12 protein-coding genes are annotated in these 16,058 nt (G+C 70.8%); 4 read left to right on the forward strand and 8 right to left on the reverse strand.

Annotated elements, in window-relative coordinates:
* Nucleotides 1-50: 50 nt before the first annotated feature.
* On the reverse strand, nt 51-2,567 hold the full coding sequence (gene pepN / locus F6B42_RS08730; protein WP_150419202.1) for an aminopeptidase N: 2,517 nt from the start codon (nt 2,565-2,567) through the stop codon (nt 51-53).
* A gap of 65 nt (nt 2,568-2,632) precedes the next feature.
* Here pepN and F6B42_RS08735 point away from each other — a divergent pair, with 65 nt between their 5' ends.
* Entirely contained in the window at nt 2,633-3,352 is a 720-nt protein-coding gene (locus tag F6B42_RS08735; RefSeq protein ID WP_150419203.1) for a TetR/AcrR family transcriptional regulator, read from the forward strand.
* Between the two features lie 10 nt (nt 3,353-3,362).
* On the opposite strand, the gene dxs is transcribed toward F6B42_RS08735, so the two are convergent.
* The 5 genes from dxs to dut all read right to left on the reverse strand — a co-directional run bounded on the left by dxs (nt 3,363) and on the right by dut (nt 10,290).
* Nucleotides 3,363-5,375 carry a 1-deoxy-D-xylulose-5-phosphate synthase gene (gene dxs, locus F6B42_RS08740; protein WP_150419204.1) on the reverse strand — a complete coding sequence of 671 codons (2,013 nt, stop codon included), beginning with the start codon at nt 5,373-5,375 and terminating at the stop codon, nt 3,363-3,365.
* Nucleotides 5,376-5,466: 91 nt separating this feature from the next.
* Nucleotides 5,467-8,325, reverse strand: coding sequence for an aconitate hydratase (locus F6B42_RS08745; RefSeq protein ID WP_150419205.1), 2,859 nt, complete (start codon nt 8,323-8,325; stop codon nt 5,467-5,469).
* A 167-nt stretch (nt 8,326-8,492) separates the two neighbouring features.
* Nucleotides 8,493-9,266, reverse strand: coding sequence for a DUF3159 domain-containing protein (locus tag F6B42_RS08750; RefSeq protein WP_150419206.1), 774 nt, complete (start codon nt 9,264-9,266; stop codon nt 8,493-8,495).
* Entirely contained in the window at nt 9,263-9,841 is a 579-nt protein-coding gene (locus F6B42_RS08755; protein WP_150419207.1) for a DUF3710 domain-containing protein, read from the reverse strand. Before F6B42_RS08755 ends, F6B42_RS08750 begins: the two co-directional genes overlap by 4 nt.
* On the reverse strand, nt 9,838-10,290 hold the full coding sequence (gene dut / locus F6B42_RS08760; protein WP_191089315.1) for a dUTP diphosphatase: 453 nt from the start codon (nt 10,288-10,290) through the stop codon (nt 9,838-9,840). Before dut ends, F6B42_RS08755 begins: the two co-directional genes overlap by 4 nt.
* Before the next feature lie 12 nt (nt 10,291-10,302).
* Here dut and F6B42_RS08765 point away from each other — a divergent pair, with 12 nt between their 5' ends.
* Nucleotides 10,303-10,773: a DUF3093 domain-containing protein gene (locus tag F6B42_RS08765; RefSeq protein WP_150419208.1), complete on the forward strand. Its 471-nt coding sequence runs from the start codon at nt 10,303-10,305 to the stop codon at nt 10,771-10,773.
* A 46-nt stretch (nt 10,774-10,819) separates the two neighbouring features.
* Here the strand turns inward: F6B42_RS08765 and F6B42_RS08770 are convergent, their stop codons facing one another.
* The gene (locus tag F6B42_RS08770; protein ID WP_150419209.1) at nt 10,820-11,113 is read right to left on the reverse strand and encodes a DUF4193 domain-containing protein; all 294 of its coding nucleotides are present in this window, start codon (nt 11,111-11,113) and stop codon (nt 10,820-10,822) included.
* A 229-nt stretch (nt 11,114-11,342) separates the two neighbouring features.
* Between F6B42_RS08770 and sepH the strand changes: the two genes are divergently transcribed.
* Nucleotides 11,343-12,410 carry a septation protein SepH gene (gene sepH, locus F6B42_RS08775; protein WP_150419210.1) on the forward strand — a complete coding sequence of 356 codons (1,068 nt, stop codon included), beginning with the start codon at nt 11,343-11,345 and terminating at the stop codon, nt 12,408-12,410.
* A 1-nt stretch (nt 12,411) separates the two neighbouring features.
* Here sepH and F6B42_RS08780 read toward each other — a convergent pair whose 3' ends face one another.
* Nucleotides 12,412-13,539: an alkaline phosphatase family protein gene (locus F6B42_RS08780; RefSeq protein WP_191089316.1), complete on the reverse strand. Its 1,128-nt coding sequence runs from the start codon at nt 13,537-13,539 to the stop codon at nt 12,412-12,414.
* 58 nt (nt 13,540-13,597) lie between these two features.
* On the opposite strand from F6B42_RS08780, the gene F6B42_RS08785 reads away from it, so the two are divergent.
* A complete protein-coding gene (locus tag F6B42_RS08785) occupies nt 13,598-16,057 on the forward strand; it encodes a DNA gyrase/topoisomerase IV subunit A (RefSeq protein ID WP_150419211.1) in 2,460 nt (819 codons plus the stop codon).
* Nucleotide 16,058 lies beyond the last annotated feature (1 nt).

The raw sequence follows: 16,058 nt of genomic DNA on the forward strand, positions 1-16,058 counted from the left end.
TCTCGGCGCGAAAGTGCTGTGCCGCGGGTGCGGGGCGGCAGCGAACGCGGTCAGGCGAGCGTGCTCTGGGCGCGCTGGACGCGGTGCGCGCGGGCGAGCGCGTCCTGCTGCTCGACCACGATGCGACGGAGGGCGGCCGGGGCATCCGGATGCGCCTCGAGCCAGGCGCCGCTCATCGTCAGGTCGTCCCGGAACGGGAAGAGACCGCGCACCAGGCGCCGCGCGATCTCGATGCTGCGTGAGCCCCAGACGTCCGCGATGCGTGCGTAGTAGTCGGCGTCGAGCGCTGCGATGAGGTCTCGACGACCACCGGAGCGGATGCCGGAGATCGTGGCGTCGAGTTCGTCGTTCGACAGTGTCCCGTCGCTCCAGGCCGCGGTCCACGCGTCACGGCGGACGCCGGCATCCGGTCGCGCGGCGAGCGCCGCCCGGTGCGCCAGACGTCCCGTCGACGTGTCGTCGCGGGTCAGCTCGGCGTCGATGTCGGCCTCGGCGGCGGCTCCCGTGGTCGCGAGGGCGAACAGCCAGGCCCAGCGCAGGTCGGCATCGAGCACGAGCCCGGCCGGTGCGGGGAGGTCGCCCGAGAGGATGCCGCGGAGATCCACAGCCCGCCCGGCGTGCGCCGTCGCAGCGGCCCCGACGGTCCGCGCCCACACGAGCTGGCCGTCGCTGCCGGGCTCCGCCATGGCGAGGGCGGCCCACGCCGTCTCGAGCCAGCGTGCCGCGACCGCCGTCCGGCGGTCCGGGGCGACGTAGTGCGCCGCAGCGGCGCCGGCGTGGGCGACCGCGTCGGCGAGGAGGCCGATGTGCGTCTCGGACGTCGCGTGCCGTGCGACGATGCCGATGTAGCGCTCGGCACCGAGCTCGCCGTCGCGAGCGGCATTCCACAGCGCCGCCCAGGCGACCGAGCGCGCGAGCGGATCGGCGATCGTCGACAGGCCGCGCTCGAGCGCATCCGTCGTCGCGACGTCGAGGCGCACCTTCGCGTACGTCCGGTCGTCGTCGTTCGGGATCACCACAGGGATGCCGGCGCCGCCGCCGGTCCCGCCGGGCAGGGGCGTGCGAGCGCTCGTGAGATCGAGTCCGACCCCGTCGCGCCGCTCGAGTCGACCGTCGTTCTCGGTGTACCGCCCGATCGTCACACGGTGCGGTCGCGGGTCCGTCAGGACGACCTCCGCATCGCCCCCGCCATCGGGCACGACCGCCAGATCCGACATCCCCGTCGTCAGCAGCCACTCCCGGCTCCACTCCCGCAGGTCACGGCCCGATTCCTGCTCGAGCGCCCGCAGCAGGTCGTCGAGGGACGTATTGCCGTACGCATGGTCGGCGAAATACCGCCGGGTGCCCGCGAAGAAGGCGTCCTCGCCGACGTAGGCCACGAGCTGCTTGAGCACCGACGCACCCTTCGCATATGTGATGCCGTCGAAGTTGAGCTTCGCGGCCTGGAGGTCCGGGATGTCCGCCACGATCGGATGCGTCGTCGGCAGCTGGTCCTGCTCGTAGGCCCACCCTTTCCGCCTGCTCGCGAAGCTCACCCAGGCGTCGGGATACAGCCCGGTGGCCACCGATGCGTGCGATCCCATGAAGTCGGCGAAGGACTCCTTGAGCCACAGGTCGTCCCACCAGCGCATCGTGACGAGGTCGCCGAACCACATGTGGGCCATCTCGTGGAGGACGGTGTTGGCGCGCGCGGCGTGCTGCGCGGTCGTCGCGGCGCCGCGGAAGACGTACGACTCCGTGAAGGTCACGAGGCCCGGGTTCTCCATGGCGCCGAGGTTGTACTCGGGCACGAAGATCTGGTCGTACTTCCCCCACGGGTAGCTCAGACCGAAGGCACCACCGAAGTAGTCCAGGCCTCGCCGGGTGATGTCGACGATCTCCTCGGCGTCGAGGTGGTCGGCGAGCGACGAGCGGCAGAGGACGCCGAGCGCCACGGGCCCCTCGGGCCCGTCCCAGCTCGCGTCGACCCGGTGGTAGGGGCCGGCGGCGACCGCCGTGATGTAGCTGGAGATCGGCGGTGTCTCGGCGAAGCGGACCTCCACGCCGCGGTCGATCTCGCGTCGATCGGTCTCGACCCCGTTCGACAGCACCTGCCACCCGTGCGGCGCGCGCACCAGCATCCGCCAGCGCGCCTTCAGGTCGGGCTGCTCGAAGCAGGGGTAGACACGTCGGGCGTCGGCCGGCTCGTACTGGGTGTACAGATAAACAGCCCCGTCGACCGGGTCGACGAAACGGTGCAGCCCCTCGCCCGAGCGACTGTAGACGCCCTGTGCCTCGATGACGACGACGTTCGCCGCAGCGAGACCGTCGATGCGGATGCGCGCGCCGTCCCATTCCACCGGCCGACTCTCGCCGTTCACGGTCACCGCGTCGACGGTCGAACCGAGGAAGTCGACCCAGGTCTCTCCGCCGACGCGCGCATCGAACGAGAGGATCGCGCGGGTACGGAATGTCGTCTCAGCGGCGCGGGCCGCGTCGCGCACATCGAGGGACACCTCGGCGGTGTGGAGCCGGATCTCGGCTGCACGCCGTTGGGCGTCGGTACGGGTCAGGTTGTCGCCGGTCATCCCGCCATGCTTTCACGCGGGCGCGGAACAGGTGGCCGGGAGTGGCAGTGGGTTAGCCTCTGAACATGTTCAGCACCGCCGAGCCGACCGAGCCGACCGAGCCGACCGAGTCGAAGCGCGACCGCACGCGTGCCCTGATCGTCGCGACGGCACTGCGTTCGTTCCGCGAACGAGGCTACGACGCGACCACCATTCGCCGCATCGCATCGGAGGCCGGCGTCTCGGTCGGGACGACGAACTACCACTTCTCGTCGAAGAACGAGCTCGTCCAGGAGTTCTACCTCCAGGTGCAGCGGGCCCATCGCGCGGCCGCCCTCCCCCGACTCGAGTCGGTGCGCGATCTGAAGGAGAGACTCGCGATCGTCTTCCATACCGGGCTCGACCAACTGACGCCGACGCATGGGCACGCGCCCGAGTTCCTGACGGCCGCCGTCTCGCCCCGGTCGTCGATCAACCCGCTGTCGTCCGAGTCGAACGCCTCGCTCGTGATCGTGGAGGACCTCTTCCGCACCGCCGTCGACGGTGCCGACCACAAGCTCCCGAGGGACATCGCCGAAGCGCTGCCCGGCGCGCTCGTGCTCGCGCATCTGCTGCTCGCGATGTACTGGGTCTACGACGATACCGACGACCAGGCGAAGACCCGCCGGTTGCTCGACAAGGGCTTGGCACTGTTCGCGGTGACACTCCCGCTGACCCGTCTCCCGGTGCTGCGACGGCCGCTGCGGGAGCTCATCGACCTCATCGCGGAGGCGCGCTCCACCTCCCCGACGAGCGCTGTCGGGTGATGGGCGCGGATCAGCGGCCCCGAGGCTGAGGTTCGCCGTCCGTGGCGTCAGCTCGGGAGCGTGGCGGCGCGTCGGCAGGCGGTTCCTCGTCACCGAGATCCGCCCAGTCGTGCTCGGCGCCGACGCTCGGGCGGGCGATCGGGATGCGGGTGCCGAGCACCTGGGCCACGACGTCGTGAGCGATCTTCGATGCCGTGAGACCGGCGTCCTCGAGGATCTCGTCGCGCTCGGCGTGATCGATGAACTCGGCGGGCAGCCCGAGCTCGTCGACGGCGGTGTCGATCCCTGCCTCGCGGAGCACCTGACGGATCCGCGTGCCCACGCCTCCGACGCGGATGCCGTCCTCGATCGTGATGACGAGGCGGTGTTCCGCGGCGAGCTCGACGATCGAGCGCGCCACCGGCACGACCCAGCGGGGGTCGACGACGGTCGCTCCGATGCCCTGGGCGCGAAGCCGGTCGGCCACCTCGACGGCGATCCGCGCCATCGGCCCGATCCCGACGAGGAGGACATCCGGCGTCTCGCCGCGAGCGAGGACGTCCGTGCCGTCGTCGAGGCGCTCGAGCGCGCGAAGCTCGTCGCCGACCGAACCCTTGGGGTAGCGGACCACCGTGGGGGCGTCATCGACGGCGATGGCCTCGTGGAACACCTCGCGGAGGCGCTCCGCGTCGCGCGGTGCGGCGATCCGGATGTTCGGGACCGACTGCAGCATCGCGAGGTCCCAGACGCCGTGATGGCTGGGGCCGTCGGGACCCGTGACGCCGGCGCGGTCGAGCACGAAGGTCACGCCGGCGCGGTGGAGCGCCACATCCATCAGAACCTGATCGAACGCACGGTTCATGAACGTCGCGTAGATGGCGACGACGGGGTGGAGGCCGCCGAAGGCGAGGCCGGCCGAGGCGGCCACGGCGTGCTGCTCGGCGATGCCCACGTCGAGCACCCGGTCGGGGAAGCGCTGGGCGAACGGCTGCAGACCCGTGGGGCGGAGCATGGCGGCGGTGATCGCCACGACGTCCGGGCGCTCCTCGCCCGCTCGGACGAGCTCCGCGGCGAACACGTCGGTCCAGCTGGTGGATGCCGCCGAGCTCACCGAACGCCCGGTGAGAGGATCGATCTTCCCGACGGCGTGGAACTGATCGGCCTCGTCCTCGCGGGCCGGGGCGTACCCCCGCCCCTTCTCGGTGATGGCGTGCACGATGACCGGGGCGCCGTACGACTTCGCGAGGCGCAGCGTCTCGATCATGGCTTCGAGATCGTGCCCGTCGACGGGCCCGAGGTACTTGATGTCCAGATTCGAGTAGAGGGCTTCGTTGTTCACGAAGCGCGAGAGGAATCCGTGCGTTCCGCCGCGGAGTCCGCGATACACCGCGCGCGCCGCCGGCCCGAGCCGCCCGAAGAGGGAGGCCGACCCCTGGTGCAGCGACCGGTAGCCCTCCGTCGTCCGCACCTTGTTGAGGAAGCGCGCCATGCCCCCGATGGTCGGCGCGTACGAGCGCCCGTTGTCGTTGACGACGATCACGAGGTTGCGGTCGTTGTCGTCGGAGATGTTGTTGAGCGCCTCCCATGTCATCCCGCCGGTGAGGGAGCCGTCGCCGACGACCGCGACGACGTGACGGTCGGTTCGCCCCGTCCGGGCGAATGCCCGCGAGATGCCGTCGGCCCAGCTCAGCGAGCTGGACGCGTGCGACGACTCGACGACGTCGTGCTCGCTCTCGGCGCGCTGCGGATAGCCGGCGAGACCGCCGCGCGAGCGCAGACGGGTGAAGTCCTGCCGGCCGGTCACGAGCTTGTGAACGTAGGACTGGTGGCCCGTGTCGAAGACGATCGGGTCGTTCGGCGAATCGAAGACGCGGTGGATCGCGAGCGTCAGCTCGACGACGCCCAGATTGGGTCCGAGGTGACCGCCGCTGCGGGCGACGTTCTCGACGAGGAAGGTCCGGATCTCGGCGGCCAGAGCCTCGAGTTCGCGGATCGACAGGCGATCGAGATCACGCGGGTGCGCGATACCGGGGAGCAGAGACATCTGCGCCTCCTTCCGACGACGTGGCGCCAGTCTAATCAGCCGGATACGACGAAGGCCGGAGCTGCACGCCCCGGCCTCCGTCGATGATCGCTCAGACGAGCGAGCGCAGAACGTACTGCAGGATGCCGCCGTTGCGGTAGTAGTCGGCTTCACCCGGCGTGTCGATGCGCACGACCGCGTCGAACTCGACGGTCTGCTTGCCCTCGGGCGAGAACTCGCTCGGCTCGGCGACGACCTTCACGGTCTTGGGCGTGACTCCCTCGTTGAGCTGCTCGAGTCCGGTGATCGAGACGACCTCGGTACCGTCGAGACCCAGCGACTTCCAGCTCTCGCCGGCGGGGAACTGCAGCGGGACGACGCCCATTCCGATGAGGTTCGAGCGGTGGATGCGCTCGAAGCTCTCGGTGATGACGGCCTTGACGCCCAGCAGACTCGTGCCTTTGGCCGCCCAGTCGCGCGACGAACCCGAGCCGTACTCCTTGCCGCCGAAGATCACCAGCGGGGTGCCCTCGGCCTGGTAGTTCTGGCTCGCGTCGTAGATGTAGGACTGCGGGCCGCCCTCCTGGGTGAAGTCGCGGGTGAACCCACCCTCGACGACCTGTCCGTCGTTGACGGCGGCGACGAGCTCGTTCTTCAGGCGGATGTTCGCGAAGGTGCCGCGGATCATGACCTCGTGGTTGCCGCGGCGCGAGCCGTAGGAGTTGAAGTCCTTCTGCGCGACGCCGTGCTCCGTGAGGTACTGCGCAGCCGGCGTGCCGGCCTTGATGTTCCCTGCGGGGCTGATGTGGTCGGTCGTCACCGAGTCGCCGAGCGCGGCCATGACGCGGGCGCCGGTGATGTCGGCGACCGGGGTCAGCTCCATCTGCATCCCGTCGAAGTACGGCGCCTTGCGGACGTAGGTGGAGTCCTCGTTCCACTCGAAGACCGGTCCGGTCGGGGTGGGGAGGTTCTTCCAGCGCTCGTCGCCGTCGAAGACCGTCGCGTACTGCTTGATGAACTGCTCGCGCGAGATCGAGGAGTCGATGATCTCCTGCACCTCGTCGGTGGCGGGCCAGATGTCCTTCAGGAAGACGTCGTTGCCGTCGGAGTCCGTGCCGAGCGCGTCGGTCTCGAAGTCGAAGTTCATCGAGCCGGCCAGGGCGTAGGCGACGACGAGCGGCGGCGACGCGAGGTAGTTCATCTTGACGTCGGGGCTGATCCGGCCCTCGAAGTTGCGGTTGCCCGAGAGCACCGCCGTGACGGCGAGATCGTTCTCGTTGATCGCTGCCGAGACCTCCTCGATGAGGGGGCCGGAGTTGCCGATGCAGATCGTGCAGCCGTAGCCGACGGTGTAGAACCCGAGGCTCTCGAGGTCCTTGTCGAGTCCGGACTTCTCGTAGTAGTCGGTGACGACCTTCGAGCCGGGGCCGAGCGTCGTCTTGACCCACGGCTTGCGCGTGAGGCCGCGCTCGGCAGCCTTGCGCGCCAGCAGACCGGCCGCGATCATCACCGAGGGGTTCGACGTGTTCGTGCACGAGGTGATGGCCGCGAGCGTGACCGCGCCGTTGTCGAGCATGTAGCTCTCGCCGGAGGGCTGGGTGACCTTCACCGGGTTGGATGCCGCGTGACGCGCACCGCTCGAGAGCAGGCCCGCGTGCGCGTGATCGTGCTGGTGCGAGACGGTGTCGTCCGAGAGCGTCTCGTGCTCGACACCGGGGGCGGTGCCCGGGTCGGAGGCCGGGAAGGTGCCCTCGACCTCGACGGGCTCGTCGGCAGCGGTCGCGTAGTTCAGGATGTCCTTCGCGAACTGCTCCTTCGACTCCGAGAGCAGGATGCGGTCCTGGGGGCGCTTCGGACCGGCGATCGAGGGGACGACCGTCGAGAGGTCGAGCTCCATGTACTCGCTGAAGCTCGGCTCGTTCGCGGGGTCGTGCCACAGCGACTGCTCCTTCGCGTACGCCTCCACGAGGGCGACCGTCTGCTCGTCGCGGCCGGTGAGGCGCAGGTAGTCGAGCGTCACGTCGTCGACCGGGAACATCGCGGCCGTCGACCCGAACTCCGGGCTCATATTGCCGATGGTGGCGCGGTTCGCGAGCGGCACCGAGCCGACGCCGGCGCCGTAGAACTCGACGAACTTGCCGACGACGCCGTGCTTGCGGAGCATGTCGGTGATCGTGAGGACGACGTCGGTCGCGGTGACGCCGGCGGGGATCTCGCCGGTCAGCTTGAAGCCGACCACGCGCGGGATCAGCATCGACACAGGCTGGCCGAGCATCGCGGCCTCGGCCTCGATGCCGCCGACGCCCCAGCCGAGCACGCCGAGGCCGTTGACCATCGTGGTGTGGGAGTCGGTGCCGACACACGTGTCGGGGTAGGCGCGCAGCACACCGTCGACGTCGCGGTCGTAGATGACCTTCGCGAGGTGCTCGATGTTCACCTGGTGGACGATGCCGGTGCCCGGGGGCACGACCTTGAAGTCGTCGAAGGCGCCCTGGCCCCAGCGCAGGAACTGGTAGCGCTCACCGTTGCGCTCGTACTCGATCTCGACGTTGCGCTCGAGCGCGTTCTCGGATCCGAAGAGATCGGCGATCACGGAGTGGTCGATGACCATCTCGGCCGGCGAGAGCGGGTTGATGCGCTTGGGGTCGCCGCCGAGGGCCGTGACGGCCTCGCGCATGGTGGCGAGGTCGACGATGCACGGCACGCCGGTGAAGTCCTGCATCACAACGCGGGCGGGCGTGAACTGGATCTCGGTGCTGGGCTCGGCCTGCGAGTCCCACGAGCCGAGCGCGCGGATCTGCTCCTGCGTGACGTTCGCACCGTCCTCGGTTCGCAGCAGGTTCTCGAGGAGCACCTTGAGGCTGAACGGGAGGCGGTCGTACCCCTCGACCGTGGCGATCCGGAAGATCTCGTAGTCGGTGCTGCCGACCGTCAGGGTGCTCTTGGCTCCGAAGCTGTCAACAGTTGACACGTCTGCTCTCCTTCATCGGCGGGCCGGCGCTCGCGCGCACGGTTCCATCATCCCCGCGCCACAGCCGTCGATCCAGTGAGGCGACCCTTAGTCGTCGAGGAGGCGGGGGCGCCGTCCGAACGTGTCGTCGTGCGGGGGAAATTTATCTTGACGTCGAGATAAATATATCACTCGGGGCGCTGGACGTAGAGAGCGCGCACGGCGAGCCACGTCACGGCGGCGAGGGGCGCGAACAGCGGCAGCCCCATGACGAGCTTGAGGGTGCCGAGCAGCGCCACCTCGTTGGCGAAGTAGAGGGGCAGCTGGACGCCGAGACGCAGGAAGAACAGCGCCGACCACGCGATCGCGAGCCAGAAGAAGACCCGGCGCTTGCGCCGGTCCTGCCGCCATGCGACTCCCTCGTTCATGAGGAAGCCGGCGGCCAGTCCGATGAGCGACCACCCGACGAGGGCCGAGACGAGGAACGCCGTGCCGTATCCGGCGTTGGTGATGAGGCCGGGGACGAAGTTGTCCTGACCGCGCCCGGTCAAGAGGGCGAGCCCCGCCGCGACGGCCGTCGCGATGAGCCCGCCGATCGCCGCTCCGGCGGGACCCCGCTGGATCAGGCGGATGACCGTGAAGACCGCGGCGACGCCGACGGAGAGCCCCAGCGACAGCCAGAGATCGGCCTCGCGCGTGACGGGATCGGTGGTGAGGGTGAAGACGACGATGAAGACGAGACCGGGCAGGACGGCTTCGAGGATGCCGCGCACTCCCCCCATGGCCTTCCAGACGACGCCACCGGTCGAGGCGCCGGCCTCGGGGTCGAAGCCGGCCTTGCGGGCGGCCTCGCCGAGCGCGGCGCCGAGCACTCCGGACGCCGACGCGGCCTCCGGAGGAGTCACGGACGGGCGCGCGCTGCCGGATTCGGGCTCGCGGTCCGCGTGCTGAGCGTCGCTCACGCCGAGCCGGGGGTGGCGGGCATCTTCAGCGCGATCAGGTCGCGCGGCGGCATGGGAGACCCGCCGCGCACCACGACGAGCGAGCGGAACAGGTCCTCGACCTGCGCCGCCGCGTCGATGTCACTCGTGGCGGCGCCGCCGATCACGCCGCGCAGGAACCAGCGCGGGCCGTCGATGCCGACGAAGCGGGCGAGGCGTTTGCTGCTGCCGTCGGTGCCGGCGACGACCGGAACCTCGGCGAGAAGCTCCGGACCGAGGGGACCCTCGCGCTCCTCGACGCGACCGCCCTGCTGACGGATCTGCTGGCGGATCTGCTCGCGCGTCTCCTCCCACAGCCCGGTCGACCGCGGGGCCGCGAAGGGCTGCACCTGCAGGGTCGAACCGGCATAGTCCAGGCCGACGGCGACGATGCGCTTGGTCTGCTCCTCGACCTCGAGACGCAGGTTGAGACCTTCGCGCGGGAGGACCTTTATGCCGCCCAGATCGATGTAGGGCCGCACCGGGTTGGCCTCGGACTCGTCGAACGGGCCGCTCGTGGCCCGGTCGACCGGGGCCGACGTGATCTCGTCGCTCATGCGCTGACTCCTGTCTGCTGGTACCCGGTCGACCCGAAGCCCCCGTCGCCGCGCACGCTGGCGGGGAGTTCGTCGACCGGAACGAAACGCGCCCGCGGAACGGGCATGACGACGAGCTGCGCGATGCGCGCTCCCGGCTCGACGTCGTAGGCCTCGGCGGCGTCCGTGTTCAGCAGCGCCACCTTGATCTCGCCGCGGTAGCCGGCATCGATCGTGCCCGGTGCGTTGACGATCGTGATGCCGTGCTTGGCCGCCAGGCCGCTGCGCGGCAGCACGAACGCCGCGTACCCCTCGGGCAGGGCGATGCGCACGCCGGTGCCGACGAGCGCCCGCTGCCCGGGGGCCAGGTGCACGGCTTCGGCCGCGACGAGGTCGGCGCCCGCGTCGCCGGGGTGCGCGTACGCGGGTACCTCAGCGGCGATAATGGGGACGTCCACGGATTCGGTCACCCCACGAGGCTAATGCACAGTTCAGCGCCCGCCACTCTGTCCACCGCGACCTATCGCGAGCGGCTCAGCCCGTCGCTGTGGGCGCTCGCCAGCGCCGCCGTCTGCGGGCCCATGGTCGCGCTCGTGCTCGCGCCTCTCGACGCCGTCGTCGGACTCCTCGTCGGCGCCGCGGTCGGCATCGCGGTCGTCGCGCTCCTCGTGGCGGCGTCGCCGGTCGTGGCGGTCTCGCCCACGCACCTCCACGTGGGCCGGGCGCGGATCGAGCTGCACTATCTCGGCGCGGTCGAAGCGATGACCGGAGAAGAGGCGCGCCACGCGCGCGGTCCGGGACTCTCCCCCGCGTCCTGGCACCTGCTGCGCGGCGGAATCGACGGCATCGTGCGGGTGGCGATCGACGACGCCGACGATCCGGTGACGCACTGGGTCTTCTCCTCGCGCACCCCGGAGCGCATCGTCGCGCTCGTCCGGGCCGCACACAGCTGACCCCCGACGCTCGGCGCCGGGGGTCAGGAAGTTCGTCGCTCCGAGGTCAGTGCGCGCACTCGGTGCAGATGGCGCCGACCGAGGTCTCGTGATCGATCTGGGTGCGGTGCTTCACGAGGAAGCACTCGACGCAGGTGAACTCGTCCTCCTGCGGGGGCAGCACGACGACGTCGAGCTCGAGGTCCGAGAGGTCGGCGCCGGGAAGCTCGAACCCGGAGGGGTTGTCGGCATCCTCGTTGTCGATCGAGCCCGACGACTTGTCGGGAACGCGCTCCTTCAGGGCCTCGATCGACTCGCTGTCGTCCTCGGTCTTGCGGGGGGCGTCGTAATCCGTAGCCATGTCGAACGTCTCTACTTCCAGGTGTTGCCGGGTTGCCGCGCCGTGTGGGGCGGCGATAGTTTGCATGACGGGCGCAGTTTTCGCAAAACGTCGCGACGAATGCTTCCGAGATGCGATGCGAACCTCCGCATCGCCCCTCCAAACCGGCGGCGCGCCCGGGATATTCCCGCGACCCGCGGGACGCTGTGACACCATGACGGCACACGTCTTCGCTGGGAGGATTCTGCGCATGGAACAGCTCAAGGTCATCGGGACCGAGGAGGGCATCCTCGTCCTCGCCACCGAGTCCGGTGAGCGCTTCGCGCTGCCGGTCACCGACACCCTGCGGGCGCAGCTGCGCACCGCGCGGCCCGTCGGCGAGCCGCGCGCCAACAAGCCGAGTCCCCGCGAGATCCAGTCGCACATCCGTGCCGGAATGACCGCGACCGACGTCGCGAACCTGCTCGGCGTCCGCGTCGAGGACGTCGTGCGGTACGAGCGGCCCATCATCGCCGAGCGCGAGCACGTCGTCGGTCAGGCGCTGGCGGTGCCGGTCCTCATGGCCGGCGAGCTCGAGCCCGACGCGCAGCCGACCTTCGGGACCGCCGTGCGGGCGAAGCTCGCCGAGGCGGGCGCCTCGGGCGAGCGGTGGACGAGCTGGCGGGAGCCGGAGGGCTGGGTCGTCAAGCTCGAGTTCACCGCGGGCGGCGTGGACCACGACGCCCGCTGGTCCTTCGATCCCCGGCGCTCGTCGCTCGCACCGCTGAACTCCGACGCCACGCAGCTGTCGCGGCAAGGCTCCCTCCCCGAGGGACTCATCCCCCGCCTGCGCGCGCTCGACACCGCCCCCGCGAAAGACGACTCGCGCTTCGACAGCGGCGCGTTCGGTCCGCGGCGCCCCTTGGCCGATCCCGCAGACGGCGGAAGCACCGCCGGCACCCGCGATGCACGGTCGGCCGCGACGACGGCGCAGGATGCCGCGATCAAACGCGCACCCGAGCCGGTCGTCACCTCGGCGGAGACCGCCGACCTGCTCGAGGCGCTCCGCCGTCGCCGCGGTCAGCGCGAGCCGATGCCGACCGAGAGCCGCACCGAGCCGCAGCGTCCCTCGTCGCCGGTCTCGCTCTTCGAGGCCATCCAGCAGAGCGCCGCGCGCCGGTCGGACACCGAGCCCGAGGCTCCCGCCGAAGAGGCCCCCGTGGCCGCGGACACCGTCGCCGAGGACACCGCCGCGACCGAGACCCGGCGCAAGGGCGGCCGCACCTCGATGCCCTCGTGGGATGAGATCGTGTTCGGCGCGCGCAGCGAGGACGCCTGACTCAGGCGAATGCGCCGAGACGGATGAGGGGCACGATCCGCTCCTCGTCCGTCAGCGAGCCGTGCTGGCCGATCATCCGCTGCGGCCGCTTGTCGCTCGGCCGGTCGTCGTAGTACGCGACCGCTGCCCGCGCCGCGACGAGGACGTCGCCGAGACGCGGGGCCACCGCGGGATCGACCGTCCCGAAGAGCCCGGCGTCGACGGCCTCGTCGCGTTCGAGGACCCACGATCGCCCCGACTCCGACGCGCGCCAGCGGTCGGCGACCTCGCCCGCCGCGCCCGGCTCGGTGTAGAGGTGCAGCATCCGGGGCTCGCCGGCGACGATCGAGACCCCCGCGAGAAGCTCGTCGCCCTCGCGCAGCAGGACGTGCCGGTGAGCGGCGACGTCGACCATGCCGTGGTCGGCCGTCAGCACGGCGCCGATCCCCCGGCCGAGCTGAGCGTCCCACCGGCGCACGATCGCGTCGATGCGCTCGAGCTCGGCGGCCCAGGCATCGCTCTGGCTGCCGCGGGCGTGCCCGATGACGTCGAGCTCGGGCACGTAGAGGTAGACGAGGGCGCCGGGATGCTGGGCGGCCACCGCCTCGGCGAGGGCGAAGCGCTCGGCGACGTCCTCGGCGCCGAGGAATCGCGCTCCCCGGACGGTCGCCGTCGAGAACCCCGTGTCGGCGTACTGGGGGCGGCTCACCACGAAGCACGGCCGGCCGGCGGCGCTCTCGCGCTCGAACAGCGGCTGCGCGCGCTGCCAGACGAGCGGGTCGAGTCCGTCGCCCTCCCACCCCGTGAGCTGATTCGCGGCGACCGCCGTTCCCGGGACGCGCACGCGATATCCCAGGATGCCGTGCTCGCCCGGAGCGGTGCCGGTCAGGAGGCTCGTGAGCGCCGCCGCCGTCGTCGACGGGAAGACCGTGCGCGCGGCATCCCGCTTCGTCATGCGCTCGGTGAGAAATCGCGCGTAGCCGGCTCGCGACGACAGGTTCGCCCGCCCGAGACCGTCGGCGACGACGACGATCGCCGACTGCGCCGCGGCGAACCAATCGGGACGGCCGGAGACCGAGGCGATCAGCTGCGGCACGACCCCGGTGAGGCTCCGGGCCGACGGCGGGTCGATCGGTAGGCTGAGAGGCATCGCGGCCAGTCTTCCACACGGCCGTCCCACCCGATCCCGACGAGGTCCGCACAGCTTCATGGCCGCTTCCCGCACCGCATCATCCGTTCCCGCCGAGCCCGAGCGCATCGAGGACGTCGACGTATCCGCGGAGATGCAGGGCTCGTTCCTCGAGTACGCCTACTCGGTCATCTACTCGCGCGCCCTGCCCGACGCCCGGGACGGCCTCAAACCGGTGCAGCGCCGCATCCTCTTCCAGATGGCCGACATGGGCCTGCGGCCCGACAAGGGTCACGTCAAGAGTGCCCGCGTCGTCGGCGAGGTGATGGGGAAGCTCCACCCGCACGGCGACACCGCCATCTACGACGCGCTCGTCCGCCTCGCGCAGGACTTCGCGCTGCGGGTGCCGCTCGTCGACGGCCACGGCAACTTCGGGTCGCTCGACGACGGGCCGGCGGCGGCGCGCTACACCGAGGCGCGACTCGCCCCCTCGGCTCTCGCCCTGACCGAGAACCTCGACGAGGACGTCGTCGACTTCATCCCGAACTACGACGGCCAGTTCCAGCAGCCCGCGGTCCTGCCCGCGGCCTACCCCAACCTGCTCGTCAACGGAACGACCGGCATCGCCGTCGGCATGGCGACGAACATGGCCCCGCACAACCTCATCGAGGTCGTCGCGGCCGCCGTGCACCTGCTCGACAATCCGGAGGCGACCCTCGACGAGCTGATGGAGTTCGTCCCCGGCCCCGACCTGCCCGGGGGTGGGGTGATCGTCGGACTCGACGGCATCAAGGATGCCTACGCGGGCGGTCGCGGCACCTTCCGCACCCGGGCGAAGGTCGCCGTCGAATCCCTCGGCCCCCGCCGCACCGGGCTCGTCGTGACCGAGCTGCCCTACATGGTCGGCCCCGAGCGCATCATCGAGAAGATCAAGGATGCGGTGAATGCGAAGAAGCTCACCGGCATCGCCGATGTGCAGGACTTCACCGACCGCAACCACGGTCTGCGCCTGGTCATCACGATCAAGACCGGGTTCGATCCCCAGGCCGTCCTGGATCAGCTCTACCGACTGACCCCCCTCGAGGACTCGTTCGGAATCAACAACGTCGCCCTCGTCGAGGGGCAGCCGCAGACGCTCGGCCTCAAGGAGCTCCTGCGCGTCTACCTCGACCACCGCATCGAGGTCGTCACGCGCCGGAGCCGCTACCGGCTCGCCCGGAAGCAGGAGCGCCTGCACCTGGTCGAGGGGCTCCTCATCGCCATCCTCGACATCGACGAGGTCATCCAAGTCATCCGGGCCTCCGACGACGGCGAGCAGGCGCGGGGACGCCTCATGGACGTCTTCGACCTCTCGCAGCTGCAGGCCGAGTACATCCTCGAACTGCGCCTGCGCCGGCTGACCAAGTTCTCGCGCATCGAGCTCGAGACCGAGCGCGATCAGTTGAGGGCCGAGATCGCGCACCTCGAGGAGCTTCTCGCGAGCGACGTGCTGCTGCGCGCACAGGTCGCGCGCGAGCTCGAGGCGGCATCCGACACCTACGGCACGCCGCGCCGCACCCTGCTCCTGAACGGCGGTCCCGTCACCGCGCGTTCGGGCAGGAAGGCGGTCGCGGATCTGCAGATCGCCGACGGGCCCTGTCGCGTCTTCCTCTCGGCCACGGGGCGGATGGTGCGCGCCGAGCTCGGCGACGATCTCCTCGGCAGCGGGATCGTGCCGCCCGCGCGACGGAGCAAGCACGACGCCATCGGCTCGGCCGCCGACGGCACCGTGCGCGGCGACCTCGGCGTCGTCACGAGTGCCGGCCGTCTCGTGCGCTTCTCACCGGTGGACCTCCCCTCGGTGCCCGGCAACAGTGTCCAGCTGGCGGCCGGCACCCGTGCAGACCAGTACCTCGGACTCCCCGCCGGCGAGCACGTCGTCGCCGTCGTGCCGCTCACGGCTGAGCCGCCGATCGCGCTCGGCACCGCTCAGGGCGTCGTGAAGCGCGTCGCCGCCTCCGAGCTCGCCCCGGGCAAGCCGGACGCCGAGATCATCTCGCTCAAGCCCGGTGACCGCGTCGTCGGAGCGGGGCTCGCCGCGGACGGCGCCGAACTCGTCTTCGTCACCTCCGACGCTCAGCTGCTGCGCTTCGACGCCGCGTCGGTGCGGCCGCAGGGACGCGCGGCCGGCGGCATGGCCGGCATCCGCATCGCCGAGGGCGAGCGGGTCATCGCGTTCGCCGCGGTCACGGCATCCGACGAGACCGTCGTCGTCACGATCGCCGGATCGAGCCAGTCGCTGGCCGGAGCCGACGCCGGCAGCGGCAAGGTCTCGGCGTTCACGGAGTTCCCGGCGAAGGGGCGTGCCACGGGCGGCGTGCGCGCCCAGCGGTTCCTCCGCGGCGAGGACGGCCTCACCCTCGCCTGGGTCGGCGACGACGCCCGCGCCGTGGGTCCGGACGGCGCAGCGCGCGCGCTGCCCCCGACGGGTGCGAAACGCGACGCGTCCGGCCAGCCCCTCGAGGGCGTCGTCGGCGCCGTCGGCACCGTCATCGCCTGAC

The organism is Microbacterium radiodurans (assembly GCF_008710705.1).
In the GTDB taxonomy this organism is placed as follows: domain Bacteria; phylum Actinomycetota; class Actinomycetes; order Actinomycetales; family Microbacteriaceae; genus Microbacterium; species Microbacterium radiodurans.

What these genes read in the sequence shown, in the direction of transcription:
- pepN (WP_150419202.1), bottom strand. Translation starts at nt 2,567, where the DNA reads ATGACCGGCGACAACCTGACCCGTACCGACGCCCAACGGCGTGCAGCC.
- F6B42_RS08735 (WP_150419203.1), top strand. Translation starts at nt 2,633, where the DNA reads ATGTTCAGCACCGCCGAGCCGACCGAGCCGACCGAGCCGACCGAGTCG.
- dxs (WP_150419204.1), bottom strand. Translation starts at nt 5,375, where the DNA reads ATGTCTCTGCTCCCCGGTATCGCGCACCCGCGTGATCTCGATCGCCTG.
- F6B42_RS08755 (WP_150419207.1), bottom strand. Translation starts at nt 9,841, where the DNA reads ATGAGCGACGAGATCACGTCGGCCCCGGTCGACCGGGCCACGAGCGGC.
- F6B42_RS08765 (WP_150419208.1), top strand. Translation starts at nt 10,303, where the DNA reads ATGCACAGTTCAGCGCCCGCCACTCTGTCCACCGCGACCTATCGCGAG.
- F6B42_RS08770 (WP_150419209.1), bottom strand. Translation starts at nt 11,113, where the DNA reads ATGGCTACGGATTACGACGCCCCCCGCAAGACCGAGGACGACAGCGAG.
- sepH (WP_150419210.1), top strand. Translation starts at nt 11,343, where the DNA reads ATGGAACAGCTCAAGGTCATCGGGACCGAGGAGGGCATCCTCGTCCTC.
- F6B42_RS08780 (WP_191089316.1), bottom strand. Translation starts at nt 13,539, where the DNA reads ATGCCTCTCAGCCTACCGATCGACCCGCCGTCGGCCCGGAGCCTCACC.
- F6B42_RS08785 (WP_150419211.1), top strand. Translation starts at nt 13,598, where the DNA reads ATGGCCGCTTCCCGCACCGCATCATCCGTTCCCGCCGAGCCCGAGCGC.